This is a genomic window from Microbacterium sp. GW823-FHT02G05, assembly GCF_058797175.1.
Genome location: NZ_JBXAJK010000001.1, coordinates 1008875 through 1027614, shown reverse-complemented (window position 1 = coordinate 1027614; position 18740 = coordinate 1008875). Strand labels below are relative to the sequence as shown.

The following is an 18740-nucleotide window of genomic DNA, read 5'->3' as shown; positions in this document are numbered from 1 at the left end:
CCGCGCCATTACCCGAACGAGCTCGACGTCTTTCCGAAGGCGTCGAGCTTCGTCGTGAACCACGCGTCGTCACGCCAGTCGGCGTCACGGGCATGCTTCACGTCGTCCCAGATGCTGAACAGCAGCCGTCGCTGTTCCCATCCGGCGGCCAGGGGTGCGCGGGCGAGGTAGCGCGGCAGGAGGTCAAGCGCGGCCCCCGCGTCCGCGAGGTGGAAGACGTCGAGTTCGCGATGTGTGAAGCGGGCGCGGCCCGGGTCGATCACACCGACGAGCCGGTCGTCCGCGGCGAGGAAGTTGCCCGCGTGCGCATCGTCGTGGATGAACACCGGGGCGTCGTCGGCGAGCGGTGCGAGCAGGACGGGCACGTCGGCGACGAGCGCGAGGATCCGATGGCGCACGGTCTCGTCGAAGCGGTCAGCCGTGCGCAGCCAGTCGCTCAGCCGCGTGATGTCGGCGCGGTAGGCGCTCACGAAGTCCGGATGCTGCGCGCCGTCGAGATCCTCGAAGGTGCTGCCGCGCTGGGCGTGCCAGTAGGTCACAACGTCGATGATCTGCTCGGCGACAGCATCCAGGTTCTGAGCGTCCTCTGCGGGCTCACCGTCGATGTAGCTGAGCACGAGCGTCTCGTCCGCGCCGTCGAGGTCCATGCTGAGCAGCGCGGGCACGGCGATCTCGGCCGGGGTGTGCGCACGCAGCAGCGCGAGGGCACGCGACTCGGGTTCGGCGATGCCGCGACGGCGGAACCGCTTGACCATGTGCCGTGCGCCCGTCGCGGAGCGCACCTGATCGAGATCCGCGTAGAAGCCTTCGAAGGAGCGCTCGACAATCCCTGCAGTCATCCGCCTATCGAACCACGCCGACGGTCACCCCTGGCGCAGGATGAGCGCGGCCGCGCCGATCAGCGGGCCTTCTCCGCCCAGTCCCGCGCGCACGACCTGCACCCGCGCTGCGTAATCGAGGACCGCGTTCTCGACAAGAGCTGCGTGCACGAGGTCGACGTAGTCCTCGGACACGTGCGAGAAACCGCCACCGATCGCGACCATGTCGACGTCGACGAGCGTGACGGCGTCAGCGAGGGCCGCACCGACCGCCCGGGCCGAGCGCTCGATGGCCGCACGGGCGATCGGATCACCCGCAGCCGCATCCCGAGCGAGGTCTTCGCCGGTCTCGCCCGTCCAGCCCTGCGCCCGCGCCCAGGCGGCGCTCGCAGGCCCGGAGGCGGTGGGCTCCAGTCGCAACCCCTCGCCGCCGCGCATCTGACCGATGTGCCCGCCGTTGCCGGAGGCGCCGGGAGCGTAGCGACCGTCGTGGACGAATCCGCCGCCGATCCCGGTCGAGACGACCATCGAGAACGAGACCCGTGCATCACGGGTGGCGCCGAGCCACGATTCGGCGAGGGCGAGGCATCCGCCGTCGTGCGCGAAGACCGTGTGCACATCGCTGCCCCAGGAGGCGGATGCGGCGTCGCGCACGGTCTCTTCGAGAGGGAAGCCGCGCAGCTGCACCATGTTCACCGGGTGGATCGTGCCGGTGGTCTTGTCGATCGGCCCGGCGCTTCCTACGCCCGCGCCGAGGAGCGTGCCCCCGCGGGCGGCATCCGACGACAGCGCGTGGTCGACGACGGCGGCGATCGCGGCACGCATGTCGTCGGGAGTGGCGGTCGGTCCCGTCGCCCGGCGGCTGCGCGTGCCCTCGATGACGGCGCCCCGCTCGCTCACGAGCGCGGCTTCGATCTTGGTGCCACCGACGTCGATGGCGAGGGCGAAACGGGTCACGGGATCCTCCAGGCGCGCGTCCGCGGCACGTCTCCACGGAATCTTGAAAACGTTACCATCCCTCACGCAGAGCGAAAAGTGCAGCGCGGAAGCCGCCTTCTAGCGAGGCGAGATCTCGCCGGAGCCGCGGGCGACGAGCCGGGTTCCGAGTTCCACGTGCCGCGGCTGACCGGCCGTCCCCGCGATGCGCTCGAACAGCAGATCGACGGCCGCTTCACCGATCGCGATCGGATCCTGCGCGACCGTCGTCGTCGGTGGCGTCATGAGGTCCGCGAGTGCGAAGTCGTCGAAACCCACCAGCGCCGGTGCCTCACCGAGCGCCCGAAGTGCCTGCAGCACCGCGGTGGTCGTACGACTGTTCGTCGTGAAGAGCGCCGTCGGCGGAGCATCCGCGGCGAGAAGCGCTCGCAGCACGTCGACGCAGGCATCCACGTCGTCCTCGACGGCCACGACCAGTTCGGGATCCACCGGGATCTCCGCGGCGCGCAACCCCGCGCGGTACCCGGCCTGCCGCCGTTCCGAGGTGAACCGGCCGGACACATGCGCGATGCACGCGATCCGACGATGGCCCGCGGCGACGAGGTGCGCGACTGCCGCGGCCGCCCCCTCCTCGTTGCCGACCGTCACGAGGTCGGCGACGATTCCCCGAGGCGGTCGATCCACGAAGACGAACGGCGCACCGGCGCGCTGCTCCTGAGCGAGGAAGGCATAGTCGGCGTCCTCGTGCGCGACGAGGATCAGTCCGTCGAGCTGGCGGCTCAGCACACGCTGCAGCACCCGCACACCCTCGTCGGGGTCATCCGTGCCGGAGGCGACGAGCACGAGCATGTTCTGCGCCTGCGCGCGTCGCTCGATCGCGCCGACGAGGGTGGCATAGAACGGATCCGAGATCCGCGTCACCACGACGCCGATCGTGTGCGTGGCACCCGTGCGGAGTGTGCGCGCGAAGTCGTTGCGGCGAAAGCCGAGAGCAGCGATCGCATCTTCGACGGCCTGCGTCTTCTCGATGCTCACGCCCGGAGAGCCCGCGACGACTCGGGAGACGGTGGAGAGTCCGACGCCGGCGTGCGCCGCGACATCCTTCATCGTCGGACGGCCGGAGCGACCCGAGCCCTCCCCCGATCGCTGCGCCACGATTACTGCGGGGCGAGCCCGAGGTCGTCGAGGTCGATGGCTGCGTACCAGGTGAGTCCTGCGTCTTCGATCGCGGCCTGCGCGCCGGTCTTGCGGTCGACGATCACGGCGACGGCGACGACCTCTGCACCCTCGCGGCGCAGAGCCTCGACCGCCTTGAGTGCCGACTGGCCCGTCGTCGAGGTGTCTTCGAGCACGACGACGCGCTTGCCCTTGACGTCTGCGCCCTCGATCTGACGGCCACGGCCGTGATCCTTCGGCTCTTTGCGCACGACGAACGCGTCGAGCGGCTTGTCGAGGCCCGCGGACGCGTGCATGACGGCGTTCGCGATCGGGTCGGCGCCGAGCGTCAGACCGCCCACGGCGACGACGTCGAGGTCGGCGACGAGATCGTGCATGATGCGGCCGATCGCCGGAGCCGCCCGGTGGTCGAGGGTGAGCTTGCGCATGTCGACGTAGTACGTCGCCTTCTTGCCACTGGAGAGCGTGAAGTCACCGTGGAACACCGCCTCATCCTTGATGAGGGCGATGAGGGCCTGGCGGTCGGCTTCGAGTTCAGGGGTACGCGCGGTCACGGAATCAGTCTAGAGCGCGCCATCACGACGCCAGCGACGCTCCGGGGATCGCCGCGAGCAGTTCGCGGGTGTACGGATGCTGGGGCGCGTCGAAGATCCGCTCCGGCGTGCCACTCTCGACGATCACGCCGCGCTGCATGACGTGCACCTCGTCGGAGATCATCCGCACCACGGCGAGGTCGTGGCTGATGAAGAGGTAGCTGAGGCCGAGGCGCTTCTGCAGATCGCTGAGCAGATCGAGGATCTGCGCCTGCACGAGCACGTCGAGGGCCGACACGGCCTCATCGAGCACGACGAGCTCAGGCTCCAGAGCCAGGGCGCGCGCGATCGCGACACGCTGGCGCTGTCCGCCCGAGAGTTCATGCGGCAGACGCTCGGCCATCGCCGCAGGCAGTGCGACCTGCTCCAGCAGTTCGAGCACGCGGGCGTGACGCGTTGCCGCTGTGCCGACCTTATGCACCTTCAGGGGTTCGGCGATCGACTGCTCGACCGTGTAACGCGGGTCGAGCGAGGCGTAGGGGTTCTGGAAGACCGGCTGCACTCGACGGCGCAGGGCGAAGAGCTCCTTGCGGCGGAGCTTCGTCAGATCCAGTCCGTCGAACAGGATGGATCCGCTCGTGACGTCCTCAAGGCCGAGCACCATGTTCGCCGTCGTCGACTTGCCGGAACCGGACTCGCCCACGATCGAGACCGTGGTTCCCCGGCGGATCTCGAAGCTCACGCCGTCAACGGCGGTGAAGGTCTGCGGCTGGCCCGCCTTCGGCGAGCGCAGCGCGAACTCCTTGCGCAGGTCGCGGATCTCGACGAACGGCTGCCCCTCGGAGGCATCGGCGGGGCGCGCCTCGATCTCGCGCTGTGAGGCGAGGCTGGGGGCGGCGGCCAGCAGTTGTTTCGTGTACTCGTGCTGCGGGTTGCCGAGCACCTGCGCGGAGGTCCCCTCCTCGACGATCTTTCCGCGGAACATCACGACGATGCGGTCCGCGCGCTCTGCGGCGAGCGCGAGGTCGTGGGTGATGAGGAACACCGCCGTGCCGAGTTCCGTGGTGAGCGTGTCGAGCTGATCCAGGATGCGGCGCTGCACCGTGACGTCGAGCGCGGAGGTCGGCTCGTCGGCGATCAGAAGTCGCGGACGGCAGGCGAGCCCCATCGCGATGAGGACGCGCTGGCGCATGCCTCCGGAGAACTCGTGCGGGTACTGGCTGGCGCGCTGCGCGGCATCCGGGATTCCCACCATCTCCAGCAGTTCGACGACGCGGGCCTGCGTCGCCTCCCCCGACGTGTAGCCGTGCACTTCGAGGGCTTCGCCGATCTGCGTGCCGACGCGCATGAGCGGGTTGAGGTTCGACATCGGATCCTGCGGGACGAGGCCGATGCCGGCACCGCGCAGCGAGACGAGCGCGCTCTCCGGAAGCTCGGTCATCTCCTTGCCGTCGAAGCGGATGCTTCCGGCCGTGATCACACCGTTCTCCGGAAGCAGACGGTTCACGGCGGCCGCCGTCGTCGACTTCCCGGAACCGGATTCGCCGACGATGGCGACGGTCTCACCGGCGGCGACATCGATGTTGATGTCGCTGATCGCGGTGACGAGGTCGGCGCCGGTGCGGAACGCGACTGCCAGGCCGCGGATGCTCAGAACGGGCTCGGTGCTCATGATGGTGTCGTTCTTTCTTCGGTGGCGGTGCGTCCGCCGAGGAGTTCGGGAAGTGCGGTGTGCCAGAGCGTCTGGGTCGGCATGGGTTCGGGGGCGAGAAGTCTGTTGCTCAGGAGGACGGCGGTGGTGCGGAGGGCAGGGACGATGCCGAGAGCGCAGCCGGTGAATCCTGGATGCCACAGCGTCCGCTCTTCTCGACCGTCGATGACGACGTTCTCGGATCGCCACCCGATCGCTTGGCCGTCGTCGGGGCCGTCACGGAAGAACTCGGCGACGAGATCCGGATGCCAGAGGTCGGCGTTCTCGTCCGGTGCGGCGAGCGCGGAGCCGAGGTCGAGCAGGTCATCGACGGTGCTGAAGAGACCCGCGTGGCCGGCGATACCGCCGAAGGCGTGGAAGCAGTTGCCGTCGTTGGCGGCGCCGGTGATCTCGCTGTCGCGCCAGGCGAAGCCCGGATCGTCGATCAGGATCGGGTACGGGATGCCGGTGCGCGTCATCTGCTGTTCTGCGGCGTCGCCGATGGCGCTCGATGCCACCGGCGCGTCTGCGGGGCCGAATGCCGTGCGGGCCAGCCCGAGGGGCTCTGTGACGAGCGCCCGGATGGACTGGTCGAGCGGCGCCGCGGCCGCCTGCGCGACGACACGGCCCAGCAGCTGGAACCCGAGATCCGAGTAGTGCCTGCCCGCATCGAGGGCGTAGCGCGGCGGGAGCCCGGCGATCGTGGCGAAGGGGTCGGTGTCGGCGAAGTAGAGCGGCTGCCACTCCCAGAGCCCTGCGCGGTGCAGCAGCAGATGACGCACGGTCGCTTCGGGGGCGCACGGCGAATCCGGCAGGAACCGGGACACCGGATCGTCGAGGCGCAGCAGGCCGAGATGCACCAGGCGCAGCACGGCCGTGGTCGTTCCCACCACCTTCGTGACCGAGGCGAGGTCGAACGAGGTGTCGCGGGTGACGGCGACGCCGTCCGGGGTCGCCGAACCCCCGACGGCGACATCGCGCTCTGCAGAGGAGTCCACCCCGACGACAGCACCGAGGGGTGCGGCGGGGTGCGCGAGGACGGCGGCAAGGGCGGATGCTGCGCTCATGCGATCCTTCCTCTCGACAATGCCCGCACATCTGCGAGCACGACAGCCTCGGCGTCGGCGGCGAGCCCGGCGATCCCAAGCCCCGCGCCCGCCGGAAGGATGATCTCGTCCGCGTCGAAGGCGACGCCTCCGATCACGGGAGACGTGCGCAGCCACTGTGCCGCATCCAGATCGTGCACGACGTCCGGCGACAGGGCCGCGGCGAGATGTGCTGCCGCGGTCACGCCGACGTGCGCCTCCATCATGCAGCCGAAGATCACGCCGAGTCCGGCATCCTGAGCCGTCCGCGCCGCAGTCTGCGCTTCACGGAGTCCGCCGGTCTTGGCCAGCTTGATGTTGACGAGGGCAGCGGCGCCGCGATCGGCGATGGCGCGCACATCGCGCGCCGTGCGCACGGACTCGTCGGCCATGATCGGTGTCGACACCGCACCTGCGACCTGCGCGAGCGCGTCGAGGTCATGCGCTGCGACGGGCTGCTCCACGAACGCGAGAGCGAGTCCTGCGTCTTCACTCTCACGGATGACGCGGATGGCGGTGTCCGCGTCCCAGGCCTGATTGGCGTCGACGCGCAGCTCGATGCTCTCCCCGACCGCGGCGCGGATCGCGCGGAGCCCCGCCACTGTGTCGGTTCCCGCCGACGCTTTGACCTTCAGGCAGCGAAATCCGGCGGACACGTGCGCGGCCGCACGCTCGGCGAGTTCGGCGGGAGCCGCAGCCGAGAGCGTCATGTCGGTGCGGATGCGGCGCGGCGCAGCATCCGCCGCCGGGGACAGCGCCAGCGGCAACCCCTGCTGCTGGGCGTCCAGATCGAGCACAGCGCACTCCATGGCGCTGCGCGCCGCGGCGTTGCCCCAGACGGATGCCTGCAGCGCGTCGATGGTGGACGACTCGCGGGCGGACTGACCGAGGACCGCGTCACCCAGGGGTCCGCTCACTGCGGCAGCCACGCTCTCCGGGCTCTCCCCGGTGACGCGCCAGCTCGCTGCGGCCTCGCCCCATCCGATGAGGCCGTCGGCGTCGGTGGCCTCGACGAGCACGACGTCGATCTGATCAGCGCGGCGAACGTTCGTGATGAAGGGACGTGAGAGCGGCACCGGCACGCGCAGCACGCGAACGCGTTCGATGAGGCTCATGTCAGCTCCCGTCGCATCCGCTGCTCGAGCGCACCGAACTCGTCCTGCGTGCGGGTCGTGCCGTCTGCGACCCAGCCCTGCTTCTCGTAGAAGCCGATCGAGGGGGCGTTGGACGCGAAGACCCAGAGTCGTGCGTACGTCGACCCCGCGGCCGCCATCGCGTCGACCGCCGCGGTCAGGAGCTGCCGCCCGATTCCCCCGCCGTGGGTTCGCGGTGACACATAGAGCGAATGGACCGCGCCCTCCCCGTCGTCGCCGAGCGCATAGCGGGTCATGCCGACGATCTCACCCTCGCGAACTGCGACGAGCACGACCCCGACGGTGTCTGCGAGCACGCGACGCCACAGCGCCTCCGCGCGCTCATCCGTCATCTCGGTGATCGAGTGCTCCGGGAGGATTCCCTGATAGCTCTCCCGCCAGCATCCGAGGAACACGCCGAGCACCCCGGACAGATCGTCCGGGGTCGCTCGGCGCACCTCGAGCGTCATGATGCCGACGCCGCCTGCAGCGAGAGCGAGGTGACACCGGCGATGATCTCGGGCATCACGAGGGGGCCTGCGCCCGGAGTGATCGTGCCGAGGATGCGCGGCTCGCGCGCTCCGGTTCCCCCGGGAACGATCGCGGGGACGCCGTGCATCGTGCACCAGCCGATGAGCGCGAGAAGGATCGCTTCCTTGTCATCCGCCGGGGCGCCGAGCTCGTCGGCGAGGACGACCTCGGTGTCGGGGAGCGCGGCACGCAGCCCGTCGAGGATCAGCGGGTTCCGGCATCCGCCGCCGGAGACGGCGAGGAAGCTGATGCCCGCCGCCTGCACGTCGCGAGCGACCGTGCGCACCGTCAGCTCGGTGAGCGTGCGGATGGCATCCGCGACCGGAATCTCCCGGCCCTGCGCGGCGAGATGCGACTGCACGTAGGCCAGGTGGAAGTGCTCCTTGCCCGTGCTCTTCGGCGGGGTCAGCGCGTAGTACGGATCGGCCAGCATGGCCGACAGCAGCGCGTCGTCGACCGTCCCCGTGCGCGCGACGCGAGCATCCTCGTCATACCCCAGGTCGTTCAGACCGTGCTCGACGATCATCGCGTCGACCAGCGCGTTCGCAGGTCCCACGTCATAGGCATACAGACCCGCGTCGCTCACGACCGTCATGTTGGAGATGCCGCCCAGGTTCAGCGCGGCCGAGGTGCCCGTGCGGGCGCGCAGCAGCAGCTCATCGAGGAACGAGACCAGGGGTGCGCCGTGTCCGCCGACCGTGATGTCGCGGATGCGGATGTCGGAGACGACCGGCGCACCCACGCGCTCGGCGATCCACGCGGGCTGGCCGATCTGCAGGGTGCCCAGCGCATGCGCGCCCTCGACCCAGTGGTACACCGTCTGCCCGTGCGAGCACACCACGTCCACGCCGCCGACCTGAGCAGCCATGTCGGCCGCCACCTCGGCGAACGCCTGGCCGATCAGGGTGTCAAGCTCTGCGACCTCGGCGAGTGTCGTCTGCGCGGGCGGGAGCGCGGCGATCAGTCGCGCGCGCAGCTCCGGGGCGTAGGGGACGCTCGTCGCCGCGAGGACGGTGCCGCTGAGCTCGACGCCCTCGGATGCGAAGCCGGCGCTGGTCACGAAATCGATCACGGCCGCATCGATGCCATCGTGAGATGTTCCCGAGATGAGTCCCAGTACCCGCATCAGCTCTCCTCCAAGGCTGCGCGCAGTCGCCCGTCGGCGTCTGCGAGTCGAATCGTCGCGGCGGCGAGATCCTCGCCGCGCCGAATCATGATGGATGCGATCTTGACGTCGTAGTCAGCGCGCTCCAGAGCGTCGACCGCGGTCTCCCGATCGACGTCGGCGATCGTCTGCACCATGCGGATTGCCCGCTCGCGCAGCTTGTGGTTCGTCGCCTTGAGGTCGACCATGAGGTTGCCATAGGCCTTGCCCTGACGCACCATCGCGATCGTCGAGAACATGTTGAGCACCAGCTTCTGCGCGGTGCCTGACTTCAGACGCGTCGAGCCGGAGAGCACCTCGGGCCCGACCTCGACCTCGATGCCGTGCTCGGCCACATCACTCAGGATCACCCCGGTGTTGCAGGACAGTCCGACCGTCAGCGCACCGCGCTCGCGCGCACGGCGCACCGCCGCGACGACGTAGGGCGTGCGACCGCTGGACGCGATGCCGATCACGGTGTCCAGGGGTGTGATCCCGGCCTCGTCGATCGCCGCGGCGCCGGCATCCGCGTCGTCCTCCGCGCCCTCGACGGGCGTGACGATCGCGCCGGGTCCGCCCGCCATGATCGCGAAGACCAGGCCAGGCGGCGTGCTGAACGTCGGGGGGCACTCGGAGGCATCGAGGATGCCGATCCGGCCAGGGGTGCCCGCACCGACGTAGACGAGACGTCCGCCCTGCGACATCCGCTCGGCGGTCGCCTCGATCGCCGGCACGATCTGCGGCAGCGCGCGCTGCACGGCGGCGGGCACCGTGGCATCCGCCTCATTCATCGTCTGTGCGAGCTCGGCGACGCTCATCTGGTCGATCCGCGCGTAGCGGGGGTCGACAGACTCCGTCGCCAGAGCACCGAGGTTCTCGACGGTCATCGCTTCCCCCTGTTGCGGGGGTCGAGGCTGTCGCGCAGCCCGTCGCCCAGCAGGTTGAGGCCCACGACGAGGAGCACCACGATGACGCCAGGGGCGATCATGGTCCACGGCGCGATCGTCACGAGCGTGCGCGCTTCGAAGATCATCGAGCCGAGCGAGGGTGCCGGCGGCGGGGTGCCGAGCCCTAGGAAGCTCAGGGATGCCTCTGTCAGCACCGCCCACGACAGTGACAGCGTGACCTGCACGATGATGATCGAGGTGATGTTCGGCAGCACGTGGCGGAACATCGTCGCCATCCGGCTCTGACCCGTGCTCTTGGCGGCCTTGACGTACTCGACCTCACGCAGCGAGAGCACAGGACCGCGCGTCACGCGGATGAAGATCGGCACGTACACGATCGCGATGGCTACGGCGATCGTGAACCAGTTGCGATCGAACACCGATGCCAGCGACAGGGCCAGCAGCAGCGGGGGGAACGCGAACAGCACGTTCGTCACCGCGGTGATCGCGCCGTCCGAGACCCCGCGGTAGAAGCCGGCGATAAGACCGCAGACCGTTCCGACGACCGTCGCGAAGGCGACGGCGACGACCGAGATCAGCGCCGAGTTGGCCACACCCGCGGCCACACGGGAGAACACGTCGCGGCCGAACTGATCCGTGCCGAACCAGTGTGTGGCGCTCGGCGCCTGCAGACGCGACGGCGGATCCTGCGCCAGCGGGTCGAACGGGAGCAACCCGAACGCCGAGACGAGGCTGAGCAGCGCCAGCACGACGACGATGATGAGACCGGCCAGACCGCTGCGGCTGCGCAGAAGCAGGCGGACCCGCTCCATCGTGCGTCCGCCACCAGGGGCCAGTGTGGGAGTCTGCGAGATGTCAGTCATGCGGCACGCACCCGGGGATCGATGACCCGGTAGAGCAGGTCGGTGAGCAGGTTGACGATGACGAAGGCGAGCGCGATCACGAGCACCGTGCTCTGCACGAGCGCGTACTCCTTCTGCTGGATGCCGAGCAGCACCTGGCGGCCGATGCCGGGGAGCGAGAAGATCTGCTCCACGACCACGGCGCCACCCAGCAGGTAGCCGAACTGCAGACCCGTCATCGTGACGATCGGGACGAGCGCGTTGCCGAGCACGTGACGCAGCTGCAGGCGACGCGGCGGGACGCCCTTCGCACGGGCGGTGCGGATGAAGTCGTTCGCCCGGATCTCGAGGACCGCCGTGCGCGTCGTGCGCATGATGGGAGCGGCGATGCCGAAGCCGAGCACGAAGGACGGCAGCAGCATCTGCTGCAGGTTCAGCAGCGGGTTCTCGAAGAGGTAGGCGTAGCCCTGACCGTTCGGGTTGAAGCCGAACGACGAGGCGAGCACGGCGAGCAGCGCGGTGCCGAGGAGGAAGGCGGGGATCGACAGGCCCGCAAGTCCGACGACCTGCCCTGCACCATCGCGGAAGGAGTCCGGCTTCGACGCCGAGAGCATGCCGAGCGGAATGCCGATGACCAGCGCGATCACGATCGAGAAGATCGCGAGTTCCAGCGTCACGGGGAGCGCGTCGGCGGTGAGTTCCAGCACGCTCATCTGCGCTCGCGAGGAGTAGCCGAGGTTGCCGGTGAAGATGTTGCCCAGCCACGAGAAGAACTGCACGAAGAGCGGCTGGTCCAGGCCGTAGTAGGCCTCCAGCGCCGCGCGCTGTGCCGGAGTCAGGGCGGCCGCCTCGGTGCCGAGGCCCGCACTGATCTGGTCTCCGGGGATCGCCCGGAGCATCAGGAAGACGAAGACGGCGACGCCGAGGAGCGTGCCGAGTGCTGCGAGGATGCGGCGCAGCACGCTGTTGCGGAGGATCTGTCTGAACATGCGCGTGGGTGGTTGCCTGTCGTTGGGAGGGGCGGCGCGGGCCGATGCCCGCGCCGCCCCTGAGGTACTACTTGATGGAGGTCGTCCGCAGGAACTGCAGCGAGCCGTTCGCCATCGGGACGTACCCGTCGACGGTGGATGCTGTTGCCGTGTAGGTGTAGCTGGTGAACAGCCAGATCCAGGCGGCGTTGTCCTCGAGGTTCTCCGAGATCTCGGCGTAGATCTTCTTGCGCTCGGCCGGGTCAGACGACTCGCGGCCCTGTTCGAAGAGCGCGTCCAGCTCGGGCGAGGAGTAGCCGGCGACCTTGTTCAGGTTGCCCGTGCTCGTGAAGTAGCGACCGTACATGCCATCGGGGTCGGGACGTCCGCCGTTGAGCGCGACAGCAGCTTCGAAGTCGGCAGCGATCCAGCGGTCGACGAACGCACCCGACTCGAGAACCTCGAGCTCGAGGTTGATCTTCGCGTCGGCGAGCTGTGCCTTCAGGTTCTGCGCCTCGTTGACCGAGGTCGCGTACTCACCCTGCGAGACGATCGCGTTGATCGTGACGCCGTCGGCCATACCGGCCTTCTTCAGGTACTCGGCGGCCTTGTCGAGGTCGCGCTTCGCGCACGGGCGCGCGTCGGGGTCGGACTTGTACGCCGGCGAGGTGATCGGACCGGTGACTTCACCCTCTCCGAGAGCAGCCGTGTCGAGGACTTCCTGGCGATCGATCGCGCACTGCATCGCGAGGCGCACGTTCACGTCGGCCAGCGCACCGCCGCGTGCGGCGTTGAGCTGCAGGGCGTGGTAGCTCAGCTGCGGGGTGGTCGCGACGGTGACGTTCGCGCCCTCAGCGGTCTGCGCGACCAGCGGGTCGTTGAAGACGGCGAACTGCACGTTGCCGGACTGCATGGCAGAGACGATCGACGACTCATCCGGGATCACGCGGAACTCGACCGTGTCCAGAAGCGCGGTGTCGCCCCAGTACTCGTCGTTCTTGGCGAGCGTGATCGACTGGCTGGGCTTGCGGGCGTCGAGGACGAACGGACCGGTGCCGTTCGGGGTCGTGTTCAGCGCCTCCTCGGTGTCGTCCGACGACAGCATCGCCATGTTGATGACGGCGAGGTTGGCCGGCAGCGCAGCATCCGGGGCCTTGAGGGTCAGGGTCACGGTGTGCTCGTCGGTCGCCTCGACCGAGGCGACGGATGCCAGGGAGCTGCGCGCGACGGCTGCGGTGGCCTCTGTGGCGATCGCGTCGAGCGAGAACTTCACATCCTCCGCGCCGAACGTGCTGCCGTCAGCGAAGGTGACACCCTTACGCAGGGTGAAGGTGACGGTCAGGCCGTCCTCGGAGACATCCCAGGACTCTGCGAGGCCGGGGACGACGTTGAGGTCGGCATCGAACTCGGTCAGGGTGCCGTACAGGTTCTGCAGGACGTTGACGGCCTGGAACTGCGTGGCCTTCCACGGGAACAGGGTGTCCGGGTCGCTGGTGACGCCGATGACGAGGTCGCCGCCGGCGGCTGCGGTCTCGGTGGCATCGGGAGTCGACGTCGGCGTCGTGCATCCCGTGAGGACGAGCGCCAAAGCGATGCCCGTCGCGGTCATGGCGCCGTATGACGCCCGCCGTGCTGTGCTCATTGCTGTTTTCCTCCAGGCTTGTGGATGCATCGCATCGGCGCCGGGTCGGCTACTGCCATGTCGCCAGCGAACATCATTGGTCTTGGTAAGTACCAAAAGTACACGAATTCTCTGTTGCGTGTACCAAATGTTCCCCTAGTGTGATCTTTAGTGATCGGAGACGCCATGCCCCCAGAAGTCGTTCGCGAGGAAGCCAACGCCATCCCCGTGCTCGTGCGCATGCGCGCCATCCGCCCCGAGCTGCGCCCCAGCGAACAGCGCATCGCGGATCTCTTCCTGGGTTCGCCCGCTGAGACCGCCGGCTTCGCCGTCGCCGAGCTCGCACATCGCGCCGACACGTCCACGACTTCTGTCGTGCGCTTCTGCAAGCGGCTGGGCTACGACCATGTGCGCGAACTGCGCAACGCCGTGCTCCGCGACGTCGAACGAGAGACCTTCGACACCGCATCCCTTCCGGATGTCTCGGGCGACATCGATCGCAACGACACGCTCACCGACATCGTGGCCAAGGTGTCCCTCGCGGAGACCCTCTCTCTCGCCGATACGGCCAAGGTCCTCGACACGGAGTCTCTGCGCGCATCCGTCGACGCCGTCTCCACCTCCACGCGGGTGGACATCTTCGGTGTCGGCGCGAGCTCGATCGTGGGCCTCGACCTGCAGCGGAAGCTCACCCGCATCGGTCGCACAGCCCTGGACTGGTCAGACCCGCACGCCGCCTGGACCTCCGCCGCGACCCTGCGCCCCGGAAATGTCGCGATCGCCGTCTCGCACAGCGGTGCGACGAGCGACACGATCGAGTTCCTGCGCATCGCACGCCACTCGGGCGCGACGACGATCGCGATCACCAACCACGCAGGGGCGCCTCTCGCCCGCGAAGCCGACATCGTACTAACGACCGCTGCCCGCGAGACCGGCTTCCGCTCGGGCGCGCTCGGCAGCCGTATCGCACAGCTCATGGTCGTCGACTGCATGTTCATCGGCGTCGCACAGTCCAGCTACGACCGCTCGATGGAAGCGCTGCGGAACACCTACGTCGCGGTGCACCGCGCCGTCGACGGTCGGCCCTGATGCTCGACACACGACTGCGGACGGGGCTGTTCGCCGCGTTCGCAAGCCTGGGAGTCACCGCCGCGTTCATCCCCGCGATGCTTCCTGCCGCAGAGCGTGCGATCGACGGCGAACTGAGTGCCGCCGTGCCCGCACTCTTCGGCGGGTTGCTGATCGGAGTGCTGCTCTCTGGGCCGCTGCTCATGCGGTTCCCCCCGCGTGTGACGCTGATCCTGGGCAGCGTGCTGCAGGCGCTGGCGATCGCATCCGCGCCCTGGGCGGGCACCGCGGCGGTGTTCCTCGTCGCCGCGGCGATCGCGGGGCTCGGATTCGGACTCGTCGAGGCTGCCGGCGCGGTGAGCGCCAAAAGCGTCAGCACCGGCAGCGCGACCGGCATCCTCAGCGCTCTGCTCGGCACGGTCGCCGTCTGCGCGGCGGTCACCCCCCTGCTCGTCGCACTGGGAGCATCGATGCTGCCGGTATTGAGCCTGCTCGCGCTCGTGCCCCTCGCGACCGCTGTCCTGCTCGCCCGGCGCTCCGAACCGGCGCACTCAGCGCCTGCCACGACCGACGACGCCCCGGCGCGTCGTGACCTTCGTGCCCTGATCGTCCTGATCCCCTTCGCCGTGGCCCTTCCCCTCTACGTCGGCGTGGAGACCGTCCTCTCGGGCTGGTCGGCCACGATCCCCGAACGTGCGCTCGCGCTGGATCCGGCCCTTGCCGCGCTCGGCACCTCCGTCTTCTGGGGACTCATGGCGGTCGGCCGGTTCACCGCGGCCGGCCTGCGCCGCCTCGACGTCAGTCCGGTCGTGATCCTCGCCAGCTGCACCGCGGGTGCCGCTGTGCTGCTGGCCACGGCTGGACTGCTCATCGAGACCGCGCCAGTGTTCGCCCTGCTCGCGATCGCGGTCGTCATCGTGCTGTTCGCTCCGAGCTACGGCCTCATCGTCGGCGTCGCCCTCGATCGTCTGGATCCTGCGAACAGCGCCGCCGCGACCGGTGCGCTCGTCGCGTGCGGTGCCGTCGGCGGCACCTTCGTGCCATCGCTCGTGCTCCTGGTCGGCGACAGCCCCGCGTCGAGCGCGACGTTCCTGCTGTCTGCGGCGCTCTGCGCCGCCGTCCCCGTCCTCGTGCTGGTCGGGGCACGAGCCCGGCGCGCGACATCGCATCACTCGTCTCCTCCGCACGTCGTGGCCTAACGTAGGCCGCAGGAGGAATCACATGTTCTCGTTCGACCCCTATGCCGAGCTCGCCGCGCTGCGCCCGATGGCCCCCCTGCCGCTCACGAGCCCCGATTTCACAGATGGCGGCCCGTTGCCGTTGTCGGCGTGGGCCGAAGGCCGCGGCGGCGCGGATCGCTCCCCCGCACTGGCCTGGGGCGAGCCGCCGGTGGGCGCGCGCAGCTTCGCCGTCTCGTGCTTCGATCCGGATGCTCCGACCGGATCCGGATACTGGCATTGGGCCGTCTACAACCTCCCCGCCGATATCCGCAGTCTGGCCGCCGGCGTCGGCTCGGGCGACCAGGGCGCGCTGCCGCTGGGTGCGCTCACACTTCCCAACGAGGCGCGTACCGAGCGCTACATCGGTGCCGCCCCGCCCGCGGGGACGGGCGTGCACCGCTACTTCTTCGTGGTGGATGCGCTCGACATCGACCACCTGGAGATCCCCGCAGGATCGACCCCGGCAATCCTCGGCTTCAACCGGCACTTCCACACGCTCGCCCGGGGCGTGCTGATCGGCACCGCGGATCCGACGGAGCACTGAGCGCAGCATCCACACCCCCTATGCGGGGACGGATGGCGGGAGCCTGCAGCATCCGCACCCCCGGCCCGGCTGTTTCTCCCGCCACCCGGTATTTCTCCCGCCATCCGTCCCCCGGGCACCCATGTTGGTCTGGCCAGCCGCCGGCATCGGACGGTCCGGCGATGTCCGGCCCCCGCCGTAGGCTGGGGGCATGCGCTTGGCCACCTGGAACGTCAACTCCATCCGCACCCGTGTTCGTCGCACGGTCGAGTTCGCGGTTCGCGAGAACATCGATGTGCTCGCGATGCAAGAGATCAAGTGCAAGCCCGAGCAGTTCCCGTACGCGCCCTTCGAAGAGGCGGGCTACCACGTCGAGGTGCACGGACTGAACCAGTGGAATGGCGTCGCGATCGCGAGCCGCGAGCCCATGACCGATGTCGAGACGGGTTTCGCAGGAATGCCGGGCTTCGCGAAGGGGCATGAAGGTCCGGATGCTCCGCTGGAGGCCCGCGCGCTGGGTGCCACGATCAACGGCGTGCGCGTCTGGAGCCTGTATGTGCCGAACGGCCGCTCGCTCGACGACCCGCACTACCAGTACAAGCTGCACTGGTTGGAGGCGCTGCGCACGGCGACCGAGGCAGAGCTCAGGACGAAGCCTGATCTCCCGCTGGCGCTCGTCGGTGACTTCAACATCATCCCGTTCGATGACGACAACGGCGATCCGGCCATCGTGAAGGGCCGCTCGACCCACGTCTCCGAGCCAGAGCGCGCCGCATTCTTCGCGTTCGAGGGCGCGGGCCTCACCGATGTCGTGCGTCCACTGCTTCCCACCGGCTACACGTACTGGGACTATCAGCAGCTCAAGTTCCCCCGCAACGAGGGCATCCGCATCGACTTCGTGCTCGGCTCCCGTGCGTTGGCCGACGCAGTGACGGGCGCATCGATCCACCGCGATGAGCGCAAGGGCGAGCAGCCCAGCGACCACGTGCCCGTCGTCGTCGATCTCGACCTGCGAAGCGACGAAGACGACGATGACATGCCGATGATCTTCGCGTGAGCACGCCTCAGATTCCGGAGGCGACGGAGCCACGCGTCCGCCTGATCGCGACCGACCTCGACGGAACGCTGCTGGCCTCCGACGCGCAGGTCTCAGCACGCACCCGTGCCGCGCTCGACGCGGCCCGTGCCGCCGGAATCCAGGTGGTGCCCGTGACCGCGCGTCAGCCGATCGGGTTGCGGGCGGTCGCGGCCGGTGCAGGTTTCGACGCATGGGCACTCTGCAGCAACGGATCCTTCGGCATCCACCTCACGACCAATGAGATGCTCTTCGCCGACGAACTCGATTCCGCGACGCTGCGCACGGTCGCCGAGGCGCTGAGCGCGAGCATCCCTGGCCTGCTGTTCGCCAGCGTCCGTGAGGGCGGCGAGGCCTTCGTCGCCCAGCACGGTTACGCGGCGATCGCGCAGCTGAACGACCACAAACGCGATCCGCAGACGATGGGCGGCGTACCGCTCGATCAGGTGCTGGATGCACCGACGCTCAAGCTCGTCGTCCGGCATCCCGAACTCGCCCCTCCGCTCATCTACGAATCCCTGCAGGCGCTCGGACTCACCGGCTTCGCGGCGACTCTCTCCGGCGCCCCGTTCGTCGAAGTCATGGCCGAGGGCGTCAGCAAGGCCACCGGTCTCGCCCAGCTCTGCGCCCATCTCGGTATCGCGCAGCATGAGGTGCTCGCGTTCGGCGACGCCCTGAACGACGTCGAGATGCTGCAGTGGGCGGGGCATGGCGTCGCGGTCGCGAACGCCGAGGCATCCGCGAAGGACGCGGCGGACGAGATTACCGCATCGAACGACGATGACGGGGTCGCTCAGGTGATCGAGCGGATGCTGCGCCTGCGCTGACCCCTACTCCCCCATCGTCCCGGTCTGTGGGATCCCCGGTTCGGGGGCGTATCGCAGCAGCACCGCGCCGCGATCCGACACCACCGGCGGTGTCGTGAGGCGCAGATTGGCGGGAGCGGCACCCGTGGGGAACACCTTCTTGCCCGTGCCGAGCACGATCGGGTAGACCCACATGCGCAGTTCGTCGTAGAGCCGTTCGGCCAGCAGAGTCTGCACGAAGTCGACGCTGCCGATGACGTTCACCTGGCGGTGGCGGGTGCGCAGCTGTGCGATCTCCGCCGTGAGGTTGTCCCCGATGCGACTCGAGCCCTCCCACTCCAGCGGGTACCCCGGGTCGCGGGTGGCGACGTACTTCGGGATCCGGTTGAAGAGCTGCCCGATCGCCCCTTCCGGCCCGGTCGTGTGGTGCGGCCAGTATCCGGCGAAGATGTCGTACGTGCGTCGGCCGAGCAGCAGCCCGTCCATGTCACGCATGGCCTCATCGACGCCGGTGCCGACCGCCTCGTCGATCAGCGGAGCCTGCCATCCGCCGAAGGGAAAGTCGCCCGAGGGGTCTTCCTCCGGGCCTCCCGGCGCCTGCGCGACGCCGTCGAGGGTCGTGAACAGATCGATGACGATGCGTCCTGCCGCGCTCATGATCGA

The 18740-nt window shown here is 69.1% G+C and carries 19 protein-coding genes; 5 read left to right on the top strand and 14 right to left on the bottom strand.

The features are described 5' to 3' along the window. Nucleotides 1–8: 8 nt before the first annotated feature. From AC1REM_RS04835 to AC1REM_RS04775, 13 genes are all read right to left on the bottom strand, one after another. Nucleotides 9–839 carry a phosphotransferase gene (locus tag AC1REM_RS04835; protein ID WP_492513591.1) on the bottom strand — a complete coding sequence of 277 codons (831 nt, stop codon included), beginning with the start codon at nt 837–839 and terminating at the stop codon, nt 9–11. 24 nt (nt 840–863) lie between these two features. Continuing rightward, nucleotides 864–1775, bottom strand: a complete 912-nt coding sequence (locus AC1REM_RS04830; protein ID WP_492513590.1) for an ROK family protein — start codon at nt 1773–1775, stop codon at nt 864–866. Nucleotides 1776–1874: 99 nt separating this feature from the next. After that, a complete protein-coding gene (locus tag AC1REM_RS04825; protein WP_492513589.1) occupies nt 1875–2909 on the bottom strand; it encodes a LacI family DNA-binding transcriptional regulator in 1035 nt (344 codons plus the stop codon). A 2-nt stretch (nt 2910–2911) separates the two neighbouring features. After that, complete coding sequence (pyrE, locus tag AC1REM_RS04820; RefSeq protein WP_492513588.1) at nt 2912–3484, bottom strand: orotate phosphoribosyltransferase; 573 nt, start codon at nt 3482–3484, stop codon at nt 2912–2914. Between the two features lie 22 nt (nt 3485–3506). Further along, a complete protein-coding gene (locus tag AC1REM_RS04815) occupies nt 3507–5135 on the bottom strand; it encodes an ABC transporter ATP-binding protein (protein ID WP_492513587.1) in 1629 nt (542 codons plus the stop codon). Continuing rightward, nucleotides 5132–6220, bottom strand: a complete 1089-nt coding sequence (locus AC1REM_RS04810; protein WP_492513586.1) for a serine hydrolase domain-containing protein — start codon at nt 6218–6220, stop codon at nt 5132–5134. The genes AC1REM_RS04815 and AC1REM_RS04810 overlap by 4 nt, the downstream gene beginning before the upstream one ends. Next, nucleotides 6217–7353: a mandelate racemase/muconate lactonizing enzyme family protein gene (locus AC1REM_RS04805; protein ID WP_492513585.1), complete on the bottom strand. Its 1137-nt coding sequence runs from the start codon at nt 7351–7353 to the stop codon at nt 6217–6219. The genes AC1REM_RS04810 and AC1REM_RS04805 overlap by 4 nt, the downstream gene beginning before the upstream one ends. Next, nucleotides 7350–7841 (bottom strand): GNAT family N-acetyltransferase, encoded by a 492-nt coding sequence (locus tag AC1REM_RS04800; RefSeq protein ID WP_492513584.1) that lies wholly within the window; start codon nt 7839–7841, stop codon nt 7350–7352. Before AC1REM_RS04800 ends, AC1REM_RS04805 begins: the two co-directional genes overlap by 4 nt. Next, nucleotides 7838–9028, bottom strand: coding sequence for an anhydro-N-acetylmuramic acid kinase (locus AC1REM_RS04795; RefSeq protein ID WP_492513583.1), 1191 nt, complete (start codon nt 9026–9028; stop codon nt 7838–7840). The genes AC1REM_RS04800 and AC1REM_RS04795 overlap by 4 nt, the downstream gene beginning before the upstream one ends. Further along, nucleotides 9028–9933, bottom strand: a complete 906-nt coding sequence (gene murQ, locus AC1REM_RS04790; RefSeq protein WP_492513582.1) for an N-acetylmuramic acid 6-phosphate etherase — start codon at nt 9931–9933, stop codon at nt 9028–9030. The genes AC1REM_RS04795 and murQ overlap by 1 nt, the downstream gene beginning before the upstream one ends. Continuing rightward, the gene (locus AC1REM_RS04785; protein ID WP_492513581.1) at nt 9930–10817 is read right to left on the bottom strand and encodes an ABC transporter permease; all 888 of its coding nucleotides are present in this window, start codon (nt 10815–10817) and stop codon (nt 9930–9932) included. Before AC1REM_RS04785 ends, murQ begins: the two co-directional genes overlap by 4 nt. Further along, nucleotides 10814–11785 (bottom strand): ABC transporter permease, encoded by a 972-nt coding sequence (locus AC1REM_RS04780; protein WP_204938809.1) that lies wholly within the window; start codon nt 11783–11785, stop codon nt 10814–10816. Before AC1REM_RS04780 ends, AC1REM_RS04785 begins: the two co-directional genes overlap by 4 nt. A gap of 67 nt (nt 11786–11852) precedes the next feature. Beyond that, nucleotides 11853–13406, bottom strand: a complete 1554-nt coding sequence (locus AC1REM_RS04775) for an ABC transporter substrate-binding protein (protein ID WP_492513580.1) — start codon at nt 13404–13406, stop codon at nt 11853–11855. A gap of 165 nt (nt 13407–13571) precedes the next feature. On the opposite strand from AC1REM_RS04775, the gene AC1REM_RS04770 reads away from it, so the two are divergent. The 5 genes from AC1REM_RS04770 to AC1REM_RS04750 all read left to right on the top strand — a co-directional run bounded on the left by AC1REM_RS04770 (nt 13572) and on the right by AC1REM_RS04750 (nt 18098). After that, nucleotides 13572–14474, top strand: a complete 903-nt coding sequence (locus AC1REM_RS04770; RefSeq protein WP_204938807.1) for a MurR/RpiR family transcriptional regulator — start codon at nt 13572–13574, stop codon at nt 14472–14474. Then, nucleotides 14474–15652, top strand: coding sequence for an MFS transporter (locus AC1REM_RS04765; RefSeq protein WP_492513579.1), 1179 nt, complete (start codon nt 14474–14476; stop codon nt 15650–15652). Before AC1REM_RS04770 ends, AC1REM_RS04765 begins: the two co-directional genes overlap by 1 nt. A gap of 22 nt (nt 15653–15674) precedes the next feature. Then, the gene (locus tag AC1REM_RS04760; RefSeq protein ID WP_492513578.1) at nt 15675–16217 is read left to right on the top strand and encodes a YbhB/YbcL family Raf kinase inhibitor-like protein; all 543 of its coding nucleotides are present in this window, start codon (nt 15675–15677) and stop codon (nt 16215–16217) included. A gap of 190 nt (nt 16218–16407) precedes the next feature. Continuing rightward, nucleotides 16408–17253, top strand: a complete 846-nt coding sequence (locus AC1REM_RS04755) for an exodeoxyribonuclease III (RefSeq protein WP_492513577.1) — start codon at nt 16408–16410, stop codon at nt 17251–17253. Continuing rightward, nucleotides 17250–18098, top strand: a complete 849-nt coding sequence (locus AC1REM_RS04750) for a Cof-type HAD-IIB family hydrolase (protein WP_492513576.1) — start codon at nt 17250–17252, stop codon at nt 18096–18098. Before AC1REM_RS04755 ends, AC1REM_RS04750 begins: the two co-directional genes overlap by 4 nt. A gap of 3 nt (nt 18099–18101) precedes the next feature. On the opposite strand, the gene AC1REM_RS04745 is transcribed toward AC1REM_RS04750, so the two are convergent. Then, complete coding sequence (locus AC1REM_RS04745; RefSeq protein WP_492513575.1) at nt 18102–18734, bottom strand: dihydrofolate reductase family protein; 633 nt, start codon at nt 18732–18734, stop codon at nt 18102–18104. Between the last annotated feature and the right edge of the window lie 6 nt (nt 18735–18740).